This is a genomic window from Chitiniphilus shinanonensis DSM 23277, from assembly GCF_000374805.1.
Classification (GTDB): Bacteria; Pseudomonadota; Gammaproteobacteria; order Burkholderiales; family Chitinibacteraceae; genus Chitiniphilus; species Chitiniphilus shinanonensis.
In genome coordinates, this window is sequence record NZ_KB895363.1 from 1 (window position 1) to 16,171 (window position 16,171).

Here is a 16,171-nt window from a genome sequence, read left to right on the forward strand (position 1 = left end):
GGTACGGCGGGCGCCCGCTACCTGGTGGTGCCCCAGGCGCAGGTGATCTGGTCCGACTATCGCGCGTCGGACCACACCGAGCAGACCGGTACCGTGGTGCGGGAGATCTCCGACCGGACCGTGACCACGCGGGTGGGGCTGCGCTGGGAACAGACCGCCGCCACGCTGGCGGACGGGGTCACGCCCTTGCAGCCGTTTGCCGAACTGAACTGGTGGCACGGACCGGGCTCGCACCGCATGGTGTTCGATGGCGACGTGGTCACCGAGGCGTTGCCGGCGAACCGAGGCGAGCTGAGGCTGGGCGCGCGCGGCGATGTGGCGAAGGATGTGAGCGTCTGGCTCACGCTGGGCGCGGAGATCGGCGGGCAGGACTATGTGCGCGGATCGGCGCAGGTGGGGGTCAAGACCCGCTGGTAGCACCGCCCCGCAGCGGGCGCATCGGACAGCGACTTCAGGGGGCCGCTCATGGCTTCCTGGAGTTGCTGGCCTTCATCGCAAGCCAGGCAAACGGTGGGCATTCCTGTTTTTCGTAAAGAGCCATTTCACTGGCGTGGATTCCTAAGAGCTTTGCGGGTGCCGGGCGACTCCGGGATGGTGATCCAGCCCGGCCAGCGTTGGCACCTGCTGCTACGTCGGTGGCCGGCATCCGCGGCAGCGCCAAGGCGTTCCGCTACGAGTTCCCGGTGGGTGGGTCGGTGGCCCGGCCGGAAGGATTCGGCAGTTCGCACCTGACCGGCACCTTCTGGGTGGGATTGGCGTTGTAAACAAAAGTCAAATCAGGTTTTACAAAGAAAAATAAATATATATTTGCAACTCGTTCCAAAGGGAGGGTTGAAATGAAAATTGCAAGATTTATTGTGTCGGCTGCTGTATTGGCAATTCTGGCCGCCTGTGGCGGCGGTGGTGGTGGTGATGGTGGCAATGATGGTGGTGGCGATCCGCCCGATCCGACTTTACCCCCGACTTCGACGCCTACGCCTACGCCGGTGGTCAGTAGCGTGGATGCGCCTTTTGTGGTTGGTTCTGAGAGCCGGTATATGGTCTACAGCCCCTCGCTGACGCAATTGGGCGGCTCGGCGAGCGGGGCAGTACCTGACGAGGCTGGCGTCATCCGTACTTTTGGCACGACGCAATTCAGCGCCGATACCCAGGTCGTCGATCTGATGGGTGACGCTTCCTATGTCGTCGCCGGCTTCACCAATGGCCAAGTCACGACCAGCACCAATCCGGGCGGCATTGCCATTTCGGATACCAGCTACTGGTACACGGCGGCGTTCAATCGATTTGCCGCAATGCCCGCCGATGCGGCGCCCACCTGTGCCGGCCGCTTTACCGTGCCGACCAGCGGCAGCGTCAAAGGCACCATCCAGGGCACGGCCAGCCTTGCCGTGGTATCGGGGACCGCGACTGCAACCATCCAGCTGGATATGACCCCGGCCGGCGGCGCCGCAGCGACCACGATTGGCCAGACGGCCACTTTCGATGCCAGCTCCTTGAGTTCGGTGAAGGTGAGTGGTGGTTTCCTTTCCAGTGGTTCCGGCATGGCGACCGCGTTGGGCGAAGGCGTCAATGGCGGATTCGTCCTGGTCAGCCCCTGGAAGATCGTCCTGGCTAATAACACGCTCTACAGCGGCATTGCCGTCTTTACCTGCAATTAAATAAATGGCCGATATGGCCGGCCTGTAAAGCCGGCCATATTCCGTTGCTCGCAATATTGTCGCGATTTTCGAATTTGAGTGGCCTGCTTTGGCGAGCCATCCGGGCAGGGCTGACACCAGAAACCCGTTGGCGCTCTGATCGGGTCATGGGCATTCAATTCGGCACTGCCCCGTTTCCGCCAGTCCATCATCGCCCATGGATTGAAATCCCGATTCACACCGGAGCGCATACATTGACCGACGCTCCGGCCTTCGTGCCATTCGGCCTGGCCATATAAAGCCATCCTTCCCGCTATTTACGCACTTGTTGTTGGCCTTCGGTATCGCGCGGACGATGCCGAGTGCCGACGGCAAGCAGGGCGCCCGCGACCTGCGGCAAACCGCCCCCTTCAGCAGCAGCGACAACCTCCAGGTCAAGAAACGGTTTGGTGCGGGTCGCCGATACCCTCAACCCAGCCGGGCGGGCGCATCGCCGCGCAGCACCTGAACCTGAACGCGCGAAGATCTGAGCGCGGAGGGCAGCGTCTCGGGGCATCTGGTCGGCTTGAGGGCCGCCGGTTGTGACCTGTCTACTCGACACCACTGGCCGGCATACCGTTTGTCGGTTGGATGAGAGCGAGAATCGGCGCTTTTCGCTTTCACGTCATTCGCCATGGGCCCGGGGCCGGCCACGTCAGGCTGAGACATCAGCGGGAGCGCGCCTTCCCGGGCCGAAGCGTCGGATTCCTGGATCATCGATGCACCTTCACCCCGCATATCAGCCGCCGCTGATCGGCCTAACACACGTTTTCCGTATTGCGCTAGCCGAAGGCTTTCCCCTAGTATTTGTGGCAACTCGGCGTCCTGGACACAATATCTTGTGTTTGTTCACAGGGCGCCCACAGCTTGTTCACATCTTGTCCCCAGAACATCCTTCAAAAGGAGCCGTGCATGTACGCCGCACTGGAGAGCACCACTGGAAGCCGTATGACGACCGAAACCCAGACCCATTTCGACCAGCAGGACAACAGCCGCTACGCGGCCTACAAGACCATCCGCCGCAACGGCTCGGTGGTTCCGTTCGAGCCGAGCAAGATTTCGGTGGCGGTGACCAAGGCGTTCATCGCGGTGCAGGGCAGCCATGCCGCGTCCTCCTCCGCCGTGCGCGAGCGCGTGGCCGCGCTGACCGAATCGGTGGTCGCCGCGCTGATGCGTCGCAAGCCCGAGGGCGGCGCCATCCATATCGAGGATATCCAGGACCAGGTGGAACTGGCGCTGATGCGCGCGGGCGAGCACGACGTGGCCCGCGCCTACGTGATCTATCGCGAGCGCCGCGCCGCCGAGCGTGCCGCCAAGGGCGAGGATCAGCCGGGCGAGGCGCTGTCCTCGCTCAACGTCAAGTACGAGGACGGCAGCGCCCGCCCGCTGGATCTGGGCCGCCTGAAGGCGCTGATCGCCTCCGCCTGCTCCGGCTACGAGAGCGTGACCGACCAGGGCGTGATCCTGGCCGAAACCCTGAAGAATCTGTACGACGGCGTGCCGGCCGAGGAAGTACGCAAGTCCGCCGTGCTGTCGGCCCGCGCGCTGATCGAGCAGGAGCCGGCCTACAGCTTCGTCACCGCTCGCCTGCTGCTGAACATCCTGCGCCGCGAGGTGCTGGGCGAGGAAGTCAGCCACGAGGAGATGGCCGAGCGCTACGCCGATTACTTCCCGCGCTTCATCAAGCGCGGCATCGAAGCCGAGCTGCTGGACGAAAAGCTGGCGCAGTTCGACCTGGCCCGCCTGGGCGCCGCGCTCAAGCACGAGCGCGACTACCAGTTCGGCTATCTGGGCCTGCAAACCCTGTTCGACCGCTACTTCCTGCACGTGCACGGCGAGCGCATCGAGCTGCCGCAGGCGTTCTACATGCGGGTGGCGATGGGCCTGGCGCTGAACGAGGTGGATCGCGAAGCGCGCGCCATCGAGTTCTACAACGTGCTGTCCACCTTCGACTTCATGTCCAGTACCCCGACGCTGTTCAACTCCGGCACCCGTCGCAGCCAGCTTTCCAGCTGCTACCTGACCACGGTGGCCGACGACCTGGACGGCATCTACGAGGCGCTGAAGGAAAACGCGCTGCTCTCCAAGTACGCCGGCGGCCTGGGCAACGACTGGACCCCGGTGCGCGCGCTGGGCAGCCACATCAAGGGCACCAACGGCAAATCGCAGGGCATCGTGCCGTTCCTCAAGGTGGTGAACGACACCGCCGTGGCGGTGAACCAGGGCGGCAAGCGCAAGGGCGCCGTCTGCGCCTACCTGGAGACCTGGCACGCCGACATCGAGGAATTCCTTGAGCTGCGCAAGAACACCGGCGATGACCGCCGCCGCACCCACGACATGAACACCGCGAACTGGATTCCCGACCTGTTCATGAAGCGCGTGATGGAAGGCGGTGACTGGACGCTGCTGTCGCCCAGCGAAGCCACCGATCTGCACGACCTGTACGGCAAGAAGTTCGAGGAAGCCTACCTGCGCTACGAGGAAAAGGCGGCGCGCGGCGAGCTGCGCGTGGCCAAGAAGCTGCCGGCGCTGACGCTGTGGCGCAAGATGCTGACCATGCTGTTCGAAACCGGCCACCCGTGGTTCACCTTCAAGGACCCGTGCAACATCCGCAGCCCGCAGCAGCACGTGGGCGTGGTGCACAGCTCCAACCTGTGCACCGAGATCACGCTGAACACCAACGACAACGAAATCGCGGTGTGCAACCTGGGCTCGGTCAACCTGGTGAACCACCTGAAGGATGGCCAGCTCGATTCCGAAAAGCTGGCGCGCACCGTCAAGACCGCGATGCGCATGCTCGACAACGTCATCGACATCAACTACTACCCGGTGCGCAAGGCGCGCAATTCCAACCTGAAGCACCGTCCGGTCGGCCTGGGCATCATGGGCTTCCAGGATGCGCTGTACAGCCTGCGCACCCCGTACGCCAGCGATGCTGCTGTCGAGTTCGCCGACCAGTCGATGGAGCTGATCGCCTACCACGCCTACTGGGCCAGCACCGAGCTGGCGCAGGAACGCGGTACCTACCCGAGCTTCAAGGGCAGCCTGTGGGATCGCGGCATCCTGCCGCAGGATTCGCTCAAGCTGCTGGCCGAGGAGCGCGGCGGCTACCTGGATGTGGACACCACCGAGCGCCTGGATTGGGCCACGCTGCGCCAGCGCATCGCCACCTACGGCATGCGCAACAGCAACTGCCTGGCCATCGCCCCGACCGCCACCATTGCCAACATCGTCGGCGTGTCGGCCAGCATCGAGCCCACCTACCAGAACCTGTTCGTCAAATCGAACCTGTCCGGCGAATTCACCGTGATCAACGAATCCCTGGTGCGCGATCTGAAGGAACGCGGCCTGTGGGACGAAGTGATGATTTCGGATCTGAAGTACTTCGACGGCTCGGTGTCGCGCATCGATCGCATCCCGGAAGACCTGCGCGCGCTGTACGCCACCGCCTTCGAGATGGAGCCCGCCTGGCTGGTGGAATGCGCATCGCGTCGCCAGAAGTGGATCGACCAGGCGCAGTCGCTGAACATCTACATGGCCGGCGCCAGCGGCAAGAAGCTGGACGAGCTGTACAAGCACGCCTGGGTCCGTGGCCTGAAGACCACCTACTACCTGCGCACCCTGGCCGCGACCAGCGCCGAGAAATCCACCGGACGTGGCGGCGAGCTGAACGCAGTGCCGTCGAGCGGCGGCATGGCCGCGCCGGCGCCGGTGATCAGCGCCGCGCCGCAACTGGGCGCCGGCGACGGTGCTTCGGAAGGCGCCAAGTTCTGCAGCATCGACAACCCCGAGTGCGAAGCCTGCCAGTGACTCCTGGCCGCTGAGGCCGTCCCCGCGGTCGAGTCGCCTGCGCCTTGCGCGCAGCCGGCCCGGCGCGGTGGGCGCGCCGCCCGCTCGCTGCGCCGCTGGTGGGGCAGGCTGGGCCGGGCGGCGCCGCGCTGGTGGAGCAGGGCGTCGTGGAGGAACGACGTCGGGTGACAACGATTTTCATAACAACAAAACAGGCAGGAGTCCCATGAAAAGAGCGCTAGCCGCCGTGGCCGCATTGTTCGCCATGCATGCCCAGGCCGATGACGCCCCAGCCCCCCAGCCCGCTTCGGCCCCGACCGAGGCGGCAGCCCCCGCCGCGCCCGCCGCGCCGCCGGTGGAACTGAAACGCCTGAACGCCCCGGACGGGCGCGCGCTGGCGGTGTTCAGCCTGACCTTCGACGCCCCGCCGGGCGGCAGCGACGGTTACGCCACCCTGGTATACGAGGGCCCGGGCGGCGCCAAGCAGGTGACGGTGAAGGCGCGCGACCGCGTCCTCAACTTTGCCGGGCAGGCGCCGGGCGTGGGCAAGCTGTTGCAACTGACCTTGCCGCCTGGCCCGTACCTGATGCGCTACGTGTATGGCAGCTACCAGCCCAAGGGCGAGGACAAGCGCCGCGAATTCTGGGTGCCGCTGGGACAGCGCTTCCTGGTGGCGCCCAACGAAGTGGCGTATCTGGGCAACCTGCACGTGATCCTCGACGGCACCCCGGTGGCCGTGGTGTCCGACCAGCGCGCGCGCGACTTCTACGCGCTGGCGCAGCAGGACGAGATCAACGACATGAGCAACCTGCAATTGCGTTTGCCGCAGGCCGCGGGCTTGCCCTATCCCTATTGAGACGGGACCGCCGGCCGCATCAACGGCCGGCACCATCCCTCACGCCAGGAGTCATACGTCTTTGCAGTCCAGCCAGGAGCGGATCATGCGTAGAGTCATCGTCGTCCTCGCCGCGTTAGCCCTCACCGCGTGCGCGGCATTCCGCCCCAAGGTGGAGAACGGCCAGTTCGCGGTGCTGCCGGGGCAGGGCGCCGCGCTGATCGCTGTCACCATGACCACCTTCGATCCGGATACCGCCCAGGCCGGCGTGGTGATCAACGGCGTGGGCGGCAATACCTCGGTGCTGGCGCAGCAACTGACCGACTACATCCGCGCGCCGGGCGACGAGCCGGACGGCAAGGGCCGATTGTTCCTGATCAGCCTGCCGCCGGGCGACTACCGCATCACCGAGGCCTACGGCAGCTGGATGCAGGAGATCGGCGGCTGGCGCTATCGCGAATACGTGAACGTGCCGCGCAACGATCCGTTCCACGTGGATGCCGGCCGCGTGGTCTACCTGGGCCAGATGAACGTGAACCTGAACTACCGGCCCGATGCCCAGACCAGCGACACCCGCGTGCGTGACCTGAACCACGCCCAGGTACTGTGGGGCGTGACCGATACCAGCAACATCGACTTCCGGCCGCTATCCGGGCCGGGCAAGCCCTGAGCCCGCGGCAAGACCGCCAGGCAGGCGCCAAGAACACCACTGCGCCCGGCAGCACCGGGCCGATACCGAACGCCAAGCAAGAGGACCAAGCACCATGTTGAGTTTCGACGACGACATCATCACCCCCGCCGCCCCGCGTCCCGCCGCACCCCAGGCCGACGCCGCCCCCGCGGCCCCGGTCGCGGCCAGCCCGGCCAACGGGCGCGTCAACGTGGTGGACAAGCGCATCATCAACGGCACCACCGACGTCAACCAGCTGGTACCGTTCAAGTACAAGTGGGCATGGGAGAAGTACCTCGCCACCTGCGCCAACCACTGGATGCCGCAGGAAGTGAACATGCAGCGCGACATCGAGCTGTGGAAGAACCCCAACGGCCTGACCGAGGACGAGCGCCGGCTGGTGAAGCGCAACCTGGGCTTCTTCGTCACCGCCGACAGCCTGGCCGCCAACAACATCGTGCTCGGCACCTACCGCCACATCACCGCGCCCGAATGCCGCCAGTTCCTGCTGCGCCAGGCTTTCGAAGAGGCCATCCACACCCACGCCTACCAGTACATCGTGGAAAGCCTGGGCCTGGACGAAGGCGAGGTGTTCAACGCCTACCACGAGGTCGCCAGCATCCGGAACAAGGATGAATTCCTCATCCCGTTCATCGACGCGCTGACCGACCCCAACTTCACCACCGGCACCCTGGAAACCGACCAGCAACTGCTGAAATCGCTGATCGTGTTCGCCTGCATCATGGAAGGCATGTTCTTCTACGTGGGCTTCGTGCAGATCCTGGCCCTGGGCCGCCAGAACAAGATGACCGGCGCCGCCGAGCAGTACCAGTACATCCTGCGCGACGAATCCATGCACTGCAATTTCGGCATCGACCTGATCAACACCATCAAGCTGGAAAACCCGCAACTGTGGACCGACAGCTTCAAGGCCGAGGTCGTCGAATTGTTCAAGAAGGCCGTGGACCTGGAATACGCCTACGCCGAGGACACTATGCCGCGCGGCGTGCTGGGCCTGAACGCCGCCCAGTTCAAGGAATACCTGCGCTTCATCGCCAACCGCCGCCTGCAACAGATCGGCCTGGACCCGCTGTTCCCTGGCGTGACCAACCCGTTCCCGTGGATGAGCGAAATGATCGACCTGAAGAAGGAAAAGAACTTCTTCGAAACCCGCGTGATCGAGTATCAGAGCGGTGGGGCGTTGAATTGGGATTGAGGGCTGGTCGTCGTCGGGCGACAGATAATTTTTCATTTACGACGCATAATTTTTCACCCGACGACACAAAATTTTTCATTTCTTTTGAGAAATGAAACTGGCGAGCGTATTTCGAATATGGAGCGGGGCTTGATAGCGTGTGATCCAAAACTGCTTAGGAACCCCTAGAGATAGGGTACGCAAATGGCGCACTTACGCTAGAGAGATCGGTTTGCCAAGGCCTCTACAGCTAGGAAGATAGAAATTTGCGCCGGAACGTAATTGGAGCAGCCCTCTGCCGCTCATATATGCATCAATTGGCAGTACCGAGTATTTGGGGACTATACCGAGTGGATAGGGAGAAAAACTAATGGCAATCCCACAATCCGAATTGTTGCGGGCCGGTCAACGGCGGCCGCTTCTCAAATCTCAAGCCCGAGCCAGTTTGCAAAAGACGGCTTTCCTGTGCCATAGCCACCGTGATGATAAGCTCGCCGAGGGGTTGCAGGCACTGCTCGCAGAACAGGGGGTTGAGCTGTACATCGACTGGAAAGACGCGTCGATGCCACTCCAGCCTAATCGAGAAACAGCGTCACGTATCCAGCACCGCATCAAGACTTGCGACTGGTTTCTGTTTCTGGCCACTGCTAACTCCATGGCCTCGCGCTGGTGCCCGTGGGAATTAGGCTATGCCGATGGCCAGAAGCAGCCGGACCGTATTGCTATCGTCCAGACATCTGACTCTACGACCACGCATGGCAACGAGTACATGCAGTTATACCGCCGTGTCGACATGTCCAGTGCTGGCGAATTGCTCTGGGTGCCGGCCGGCAGCAACCAGGGACAGTTCGTTCGCACCGTGCCGTTCCTGTAAGGAGGGCGTTCGTGGCGCTCTATCAATGCCTGCTACTGGGCTCACCGACCGATCTGCAGACCTCTGTCTTTTCGGCGACGCTTGACGAATGCCTCGGCCTGTTTGGCTTGCTGCATGGCCGTGACTACACGATCGACCGTGGCATCACCGCCGACTTCAGCGATACGACAGCCACGGTGGCCGTCTTTTTCGGCTCCGAAGGCGCTGAGTATCCTGAAGCGGCCCGGCTGGCCAAGTTGGGAGTGCCCATAGTGCCCATCATCAGCGCAGCCGCCCGCGTCAGTGCCGAGTTGCCATCCGAGTTGCGAAGCATCAATGCGATGTTCCATGATCCTGCTGATGCTGGCCTACGACGGGTCGTCACGGCTGCATTGCAATGTCTGGGCTTGCTGCCGCCCCAGCGGCGTGTCTTCGTCAGTTATCGCCGTGAGGAGTCGGCAGACGTCGCCTTGCAGCTCTACGAGGCGCTGTCCGCGCGGCACTTCGACGTGTTTCTGGACACGCATTCGGTCTCCGTAGCCGCTGATTTCCAGGCCGCGCTCTGGCATCGGTTGTGCGATTCTGATGTGCTGGTCATGCTCGACACTCCGGGCTACTTCGTCAGCCGGTGGACAACGGCTGAGTGGGGGCGGGCAATCGCCAAGCACATCTCCATGCTGCAGTTGGTTTGGCCCGATCACACGCCGGTACGTGAATCGCACTTGGCCACATCCAAGAAGCTGACCAAAACGGATTTCAACGGCACCCGCCTCACCCCCGCCGCTGTGGCAGACATCGCGCTGGAGTTGGAGCGTGTGCGAAGCGTCAGCGTGGCGCTCCGGCACTCCAACATGGTCGGTACGCTCCGCACCGCGATCCAGGATTTGGGCGGCAGCGTAGAAGGCGTAGGCCAAAAGCGCTCCGTCATCCTGAAGCTGCCTTCCGGTAATCAGCTCGTGGCCTACCCGGTCGTCGGCGTGCCGACGTCGGTCGATGTCCACGACTGCATTGACCTGAGCGACTCGCGTGCTGCGGCTGTGGTCTACGACCACCTTGGCATCAGCGAGGAATGGCGGCGCCACTTGGACTGGCTCGCTTCCCGCGTCGGCGCTGTTAAATGGCTGCGAAGCCGCGAGGCCGACTGGCAGTTGGCCGATATCGAGTAGTAGCCGTGGGCGCGATCTTTCTTTCTGCTAGTGTGCCGACGCGCGAGCCATACAGCTCGGACTGCCGGCCACAGGAGATTCAGGCCGCCGTCAACGCGCTAGCGCTGGTAGTGCTGGGTCGCAAGAAGCTGGTTTGGGGCGGCCATCCAGCGATCACGCCATTGTTGTGGTCTGCTGCCCAAGCCGTTGGTGTTGAGTACACCTTGGCGGTCGAACTGTTTCAGTCGCGGTTGTTCCAGAAGGTGCTGCCCGCCGAGAACAGGCACTTTGCCAATGTAAGGCTGGTCGACGCGGTCGGCGAAGACGTTGAAGCTAGTCTGCTGGAAATGCGCAAGGCCATGTTCACTTCCACTGAGTTCGAGGCTGCGGTCTTCATCGGCGGCATGCATGGCATCTTGGACGAGCACAAGCTCCTCACCAGCTATTGGCCCAACGCAACATGCATCCCCATTGCACAGACCGGAGGCGCCGCGCGCCAATTAGCGAGCGACTTACATTACCTGCCACCTGACGATTTGGCCCCCTTGGATTTTGTGGCGCTGCTGTATCGTGGCTTGGGTATCCGGCCCAGTCAAAAACGTGAAACTTTCGTAGACCTAGGAGGAGACCATGGCGCGAGTGCCGGTGTTTTATAGCTTCCACTTCGACAATGATGTCATGCGGGTGCAGCAGATCCGTCAGATGGGCATGATCGATGGAGACGAGCCCGTCTCTAAGAACGACTGGGAGACTGTCAAGCGCAGCGGTTCTAGTGCCATCGAGCGCTGGATCGATGCGAACATGAAGTACAAGCGCTGCGTAGTCGTGCTAATCGGCACCGAGACGCACGCGCGGCCTTGGGTTCAGCACGAGATCAGAAAGGCCTGGACAGAGAACCGCGGCCTACTAGGTATTCATATCCATAGCCTGCGTTGTCCGAATCAGGGCATTTGCGCAAAAGGCATCAACCCATTTGACCAGTTCGAGTTCCGGGACGGTGGCACCATCGTCCGGCCGCCAGTGTATGACCCGCCTTCACACGATGCCTACAACCACATTAAGAACAACTTGGCGGCTTGGGTCAACGACGCTATCGCCCGCCGCACATAGAGCGAGTACCCGGCATGTCCGACATTTCCAACAAGCACAAACATCTAGAGTTTATCCAAGCCTCTATCAGCCGAATGTCGGGCAATCTGTTCTTGCTAAAGGGCTGGAGTGTCACGCTGATCGCGGCGCTTTTCGCACTGGCGGCCAAGGACACCAATAAAGCTTACATCGTTGTTGCCTACTTTCCCCTGTTCATCTTCTGGTTCTTGGATGGCTACTTTCTTGCGATGGAGCGGCGCTTTCGTTCACTGTACGAGCACGTACGACAGATTAAGGAGGAGGATGTCGATTTCTCGATGAACACAGAGCCGTACAAGAGCGACCCACGAAACCGATGGTTCTCGGCCTTGTTCTCACGGACCTTGTTCCCGTATTACATCACTTTGGGCCTTCTGATGATTCTGCTGTCTTTCTTTATCCGCTAGAAACGACGTGGGCGGTCGGGCCCTATAGTATGTACGTATATATTGGTCACCCCAGTGTGCACCTAAAACGTCAAACCAATCAGCATCTGAAAACAATACTGCACCTCAAGCCAATTCCAGCGGAGACAAAAAGTGGCTCGCAAAGTATTTTTTAGTTTCAAATACGATGATGTGCATCGCGCGATGAACGTGCGCAACAGCAACATCATTGGCGGTGTTATGAAATCCGGCTTCATTGACAAGGCCGAATTTGAAAAGGTCGAGCGTGAAGGTAATAAAGCCATCCAAACATGGATAGATAATCAGTTGAATGGCACATCCGTCACCGTAGTTCTTATCGGCGCGAGCACCCATAAAAGTAAGTGGGTTAAATATGAAATTGAGCAAAGTATCGCCCGTGGCAACGGTCTACTGACCATTGACATTAGCAAAATTTCGGACATGCATGGCAATACAACAGACTGCTGCTCGCTGCGCGTAAACGGATATAAGCACTATCTCTGGAACAAGGACAACGGTCGAGACAATCTCGGCGCTTGGGTCGAAGCTGCCGCAAAGGCAGCAGGTAAGTAGTCCGTTCTTTTCGCTTCCTCATCAGCCATAGATTGGGACTCAATGCCTTTCGATGAATACATACTGAAGATACTTGCATCAAATCCTGCTTGAAACCGGCCTTCTGCCCATGTTTTTGTGCGTAGCTAAGGAGCCACACATCTATCAATGGCTGTGATAGATCAGCGCTTGTCTTCGGCGGCCATCTGCAGTAACTGCTTGCTGTCCCCGAGTTCGAATGGACAAGGTTTCATCCTTGGTGCGCTTTGTTTACCCCCGGATGCTCTCATCAGTCCAGCCGAGCAGCTTCTGCTGCAATGTGACCAGCCAATGCGGCCACAAACGTCTTAAGACTCGTCATCGACGACAGTTCCGTGAATTCGCCAGTATCCACTGCGCTGCGCTCCGCCGCGATAACGGCGGCAGTGGTGTAAAGCTGCTCCTGCACTAGCCGCTGGCACAGAAGGTCGTACCGCGTGAGGTATGACGCTCCTTTGAATTCCTCGAACACCGGAAAGTGCGGTGACGAGTCGCGCACGGGCCTGCGAGATTCCGGTGCATCCTCAACCATCATCAGCCACCCAACGAAGGGGCGCGGCTGCTTGCCAAACGCCTCTTCCCGGAAGGCAGTCCAAAGGTCATGCGCTGTCCCAATGGCTTCCTCGGTTCGGTTATTGAAATTATTCCCGAACGATGGACCAACTTGACTCTTCAGTTCAATGGCTGCAATCAATTCGCCCTTGTAGATCACCAACAGATCCCACAGCTTTGTTGGGCGGAAGTAGCCTGGCAAGGTCAACATCGCCTTGTTCTGGTGGATCTCTGCATGGGCCATCCCGTTGGCTTTGATGATGTCGAGCACCAAAGCTAGAAAACCATCCATGTTCTTGCCGCCAGTGACGCCTGCACGTTCACCTTGGTCGGCCTTCCCTGATTCAATCTGCTTCTGTCGCGCAGCTTCGCGGTTACCCCAAAACGCCTTCACAGCGTCATGGGCTTTCTGTTCGTAATCGACGAGATCAAGTGCCATTTATTCTCCATTGCCTCCAAGGGCAGATCGTTCTTCGTAGCTCAAGCCGTAGAGTTTGAATACGGCCTGGTTACAGGCTTGCACATCTCGCTTGACGGCAGACTCGGCCAACTCGCGTCGCAGCGGTTCAGGCACATCTGACCAGCGCGGAATGCGAATGCGGCGCAGGTACTGCGCTTGGAAGCGCAGGAATCCACCCCGCATTTTCGTTGAATAGGTCGCCACAAACAGGCGAGTGACAGCGGACAGCAACACAGCCTGCAAGGCCCGCAAATCCCATTCATCTGACGTTACGTAGTAGAGGTTGTGATGGGGATACAGCTCGCCACCTTCAAAGACGATATGCGACTCACCCTTGATGTCTGGGATCAGGAGCTTCTGCCTCGCAGCCAGCGCCGGGGTGATGCGGTCAATCGTGCGATACCAGTTGGCTGGAGCCTTCTGAGCACAGTGGCGCCTGGCGATCACCTCTCGTCGAGCCTCAAGGTAGCGTCTTAGGCGTGGATAGTCATCGAGATCGACCAATCCGCCCGATTCGGCAAAGGGATTAATGACGGCCTGACCGCGCCACTTCACCTCACCGGACATGATGTCCTTGGTCGTTACCAGCGGCAGCTTCCTGTCTGGCTCGACGTCAATAGCATCGAAGTCACCGATGAAGGCCTTGTCTGCACCGGTTGCGACGCCAATCCCAACCTTGCAGCCCACCTCTTCCAGCAATGGGAAGCGGCCTTCCAGACGACGAATAAGCGCCATCTGGTCGGCTGACTCAAGTAGCCACGGCTCTGTGCCATTGGTGACTCGGGCAAGTTCGCGCACTGGGCCAGCTTCTTCCGGCAGCGTCTGCGCAAGAAGCGCACCCGCCAGTGCGGTCAGCGTCGCCCGGTCAATAGCCGGACGGTGGGCAATGCGCGTTGCCCTAGGCGCTTCGCGGCTGATAACGGTGATAGCGGGGTAGGCAATTACATCCGAGTGGAAAGCCGGCGTATCCACCATATCGACATAGACTTTCAGGTGAAACCGTTCGGCCACGAGGCTACGCAACGGCCCTCCATAGCGGTTCTTCATCCAACGATCTGCACAGATAAAGCTTAGACTGCCGCCGTCCGACAAGACAGACAGCGACCTCTCAATGAAGGGGATGTAGATGTCGGCCCGGTCATACATCGTCTGGTAGCGGCTGCGATATTCGGCCAGTAGTGGAGCCGGGATCAGCTCTTGGCGGACATAGGGCGGATTACCCACTACGAAGTCGAATTCGCCCTCCAGCGGTGCCAGCAGGAAATCCCCCTGCGACAGCCAACGACCAGCCAAGGTCGTCGCGGTATCGGGTGTCATCCCCTCGCGCTTGAGAAGCGCGATAACGGCAGCATGGGTGCCGTGGAAGGTATCGTGGTGCAGCTCGACTGCCCGGATCGCATCGCCCAGCTCGTCGACTGCGAGATCATCCGGAGTTGACATCCCCCATGATCTCAACAGCCGCTCAATGATTGGCAGCAGGAAATCTCCACCTCCAAACGATGGTTCCAAAAGCCGTTTTTTGTAGAGCGGTTGATCTTCCGTGTAACCAGCTAGGTCAAGGATGAAGGAAACCACTTCGGAGCGCGTGAAGATAGCCCCGCGAGCCTCGATCCCTCCATCTGTAGCGAGAACTTCGGTTGCTGCTCTAACGGGGCAGATAGCAGAAGTGCCTCGGTCTTGGGTTGTACGGGGGCTGACCTTGTGCCTGGTGCTTTCGGCTGCATTTATTGGTCCGAGCATTTTCATCTTGTTCTCATTGACGCGGCATGATCACGCCAACATATTTGTAAAGGGTGGTGCGTGATACGCCGTAGCGACGGGCAACTTCTGCCACAGGTATGTCCCGATCGCGCAAAAGTGCTTTGATTTCCCGAACCTGTTGATTGTCCAGCTTGGGCTTGCGTCCTCCGGCTCGTCCACGGGCGCGGGCGGCAGCCAGGCCGGCCTGCGTGCGCTCGCGAATCAAGTTCCGCTCGAACTCCGACAGGGCAGCAAACACATGGAAAACCAGCCTTCCCGCTGCGCTGTCCGTTTCGATCTTCTCGGTCAAGCTCTCAAAGCCGATGCCGCGCTGCTCCAGCTCGGCCACAATCTGCACCAAGTTCGACAGGCTGCGCCCGAGTCGATCTAGTCGCCAAACCACGAGGGTGTCACCCTCTCGCAGCGCCTTGCGGCACTTCTCAAGCTCAGGTCGAGCGGTCGATTTTCCGCTGACCGCTTCCTCGTAGATGAGGTTGCAACCAGCTCTCGCCAGTGTGTCCCTCTGCAAATCAAGGTGCTGGTCATCCGTCGAAACGCGGGCATAGCCGATGCGTTGTTTCATTGACAGTATCAAAACATAGAAAAATTTACGGCAATCTTAACAAGTCGGGCGCGTCTGGGATAGGTCAATCGGCGATCTTGCGGGAGGTCCAGAAAACGACCGTTTTCTGAACATCTGCTCACATCGCAGCATAGGACTGAACGGCGCTCAGCCCGAAGCGTCACCTGTGGGGCACATAGTAAAAACCAGAATTCCAACAGCCATTTCTAGCGGCTGACTAAAAAGGTTTGATGATAAAAAACTAATAACATCAACCACTTGAGGCTGGTTTGACGTTCGGGTAAGTTTGTCTTGGAACTTCGTAAATTGGAGGTCACGCACATGACTCGGACCACGTCGGACGTGCTGGAAGAATTCCGTCTACGCGGTATCTCTGTGGCGGAATGGGCGCGCCATAACGGTTTCAATCCCACCTTGGTGTATCAGGTGCTGCGGTCGCGGCACGTCCCGACACGGGGGCAGAGCCACCGTATTGCCGTTGCGCTGGGAATGAAGAGGGGACTTTTGGAACAGGACCTGAGCCTGATGAACCAGGTTGCTCAGTAAG

General features: G+C 60.4%; 17 protein-coding genes. 14 read left to right on the forward strand and 3 right to left on the reverse strand.

Annotation, left to right across the window (positions count from 1 at the left end; genetic code table 11):
* The 13 genes from C556_RS0118295 to C556_RS22515 all read left to right on the forward strand — a co-directional run.
* On the forward strand, nt 1–417 hold a 417-nt coding region (locus C556_RS0118295), incomplete at its 5' end, for an autotransporter outer membrane beta-barrel domain-containing protein (RefSeq protein WP_018749698.1).
* 218 nt (nt 418–635) lie between these two features.
* On the forward strand, nt 636–764 hold the full coding sequence (locus C556_RS24145) for a hypothetical protein (protein WP_018749699.1): 129 nt from the start codon (nt 636–638) through the stop codon (nt 762–764).
* A 72-nt stretch (nt 765–836) separates the two neighbouring features.
* Nucleotides 837–1,658: a hypothetical protein gene (locus C556_RS0118305; RefSeq protein WP_157236268.1), complete on the forward strand. Its 822-nt coding sequence runs from the start codon at nt 837–839 to the stop codon at nt 1,656–1,658.
* A gap of 966 nt (nt 1,659–2,624) precedes the next feature.
* On the forward strand, nt 2,625–5,486 hold the full coding sequence (locus C556_RS0118310) for a ribonucleoside-diphosphate reductase subunit alpha (protein WP_018749701.1): 2,862 nt from the start codon (nt 2,625–2,627) through the stop codon (nt 5,484–5,486).
* Between the two features lie 205 nt (nt 5,487–5,691).
* Nucleotides 5,692–6,321, forward strand: a complete 630-nt coding sequence (locus C556_RS0118315; protein ID WP_157236269.1) for a hypothetical protein — start codon at nt 5,692–5,694, stop codon at nt 6,319–6,321.
* An 85-nt stretch (nt 6,322–6,406) separates the two neighbouring features.
* Nucleotides 6,407–6,970 carry a hypothetical protein gene (locus C556_RS0118320; RefSeq protein WP_018749703.1) on the forward strand — a complete coding sequence of 188 codons (564 nt, stop codon included), beginning with the start codon at nt 6,407–6,409 and terminating at the stop codon, nt 6,968–6,970.
* Nucleotides 6,971–7,064: 94 nt separating this feature from the next.
* Complete coding sequence (locus C556_RS0118325) at nt 7,065–8,186, forward strand: ribonucleotide-diphosphate reductase subunit beta (protein ID WP_018749704.1); 1,122 nt, start codon at nt 7,065–7,067, stop codon at nt 8,184–8,186.
* A 349-nt stretch (nt 8,187–8,535) separates the two neighbouring features.
* Nucleotides 8,536–9,039 carry a toll/interleukin-1 receptor domain-containing protein gene (locus tag C556_RS0118330; RefSeq protein WP_026263207.1) on the forward strand — a complete coding sequence of 168 codons (504 nt, stop codon included), beginning with the start codon at nt 8,536–8,538 and terminating at the stop codon, nt 9,037–9,039.
* An 11-nt stretch (nt 9,040–9,050) separates the two neighbouring features.
* Complete coding sequence (thcB4, locus tag C556_RS0118335; RefSeq protein WP_018749706.1) at nt 9,051–10,184, forward strand: Thoeris type III anti-phage system protein ThcB4; 1,134 nt, start codon at nt 9,051–9,053, stop codon at nt 10,182–10,184.
* A 5-nt stretch (nt 10,185–10,189) separates the two neighbouring features.
* A complete protein-coding gene (gene thcA / locus C556_RS21150) occupies nt 10,190–10,819 on the forward strand; it encodes a Thoeris type III anti-phage system protein ThcA (RefSeq protein WP_018749707.1) in 630 nt (209 codons plus the stop codon).
* The gene (locus tag C556_RS0118345) at nt 10,794–11,273 is read left to right on the forward strand and encodes a TIR domain-containing protein (protein WP_018749708.1); all 480 of its coding nucleotides are present in this window, start codon (nt 10,794–10,796) and stop codon (nt 11,271–11,273) included. Before thcA ends, C556_RS0118345 begins: the two co-directional genes overlap by 26 nt.
* A 14-nt stretch (nt 11,274–11,287) precedes the next feature.
* The gene (locus tag C556_RS0118350) at nt 11,288–11,698 is read left to right on the forward strand and encodes a hypothetical protein (protein ID WP_018749709.1); all 411 of its coding nucleotides are present in this window, start codon (nt 11,288–11,290) and stop codon (nt 11,696–11,698) included.
* A 132-nt stretch (nt 11,699–11,830) separates the two neighbouring features.
* On the forward strand, nt 11,831–12,271 hold the full coding sequence (locus C556_RS22515) for a TIR domain-containing protein (RefSeq protein ID WP_083930672.1): 441 nt from the start codon (nt 11,831–11,833) through the stop codon (nt 12,269–12,271).
* A 268-nt stretch (nt 12,272–12,539) separates the two neighbouring features.
* Here the strand turns inward: C556_RS22515 and C556_RS0118355 are convergent, their stop codons facing one another.
* The 3 genes from C556_RS0118355 to C556_RS0118365 all read right to left on the reverse strand — a co-directional run bounded on the left by C556_RS0118355 (nt 12,540) and on the right by C556_RS0118365 (nt 15,624).
* Complete coding sequence (locus C556_RS0118355) at nt 12,540–13,280, reverse strand: type-2 restriction endonuclease (RefSeq protein WP_018749710.1); 741 nt, start codon at nt 13,278–13,280, stop codon at nt 12,540–12,542.
* Nucleotides 13,281–14,876: an Eco57I restriction-modification methylase domain-containing protein gene (locus C556_RS0118360; RefSeq protein WP_211214754.1), complete on the reverse strand. Its 1,596-nt coding sequence runs from the start codon at nt 14,874–14,876 to the stop codon at nt 13,281–13,283.
* 178 nt (nt 14,877–15,054) lie between these two features.
* Nucleotides 15,055–15,624 (reverse strand): recombinase family protein, encoded by a 570-nt coding sequence (locus tag C556_RS0118365; RefSeq protein WP_026263209.1) that lies wholly within the window; start codon nt 15,622–15,624, stop codon nt 15,055–15,057.
* A 321-nt stretch (nt 15,625–15,945) separates the two neighbouring features.
* Here C556_RS0118365 and C556_RS0118370 point away from each other — a divergent pair, with 321 nt between their 5' ends.
* Entirely contained in the window at nt 15,946–16,170 is a 225-nt protein-coding gene (locus tag C556_RS0118370; protein WP_018749712.1) for a DNA-binding protein, read from the forward strand.
* The last annotated feature ends 1 nt before the right edge of the window (nt 16,171 follow it).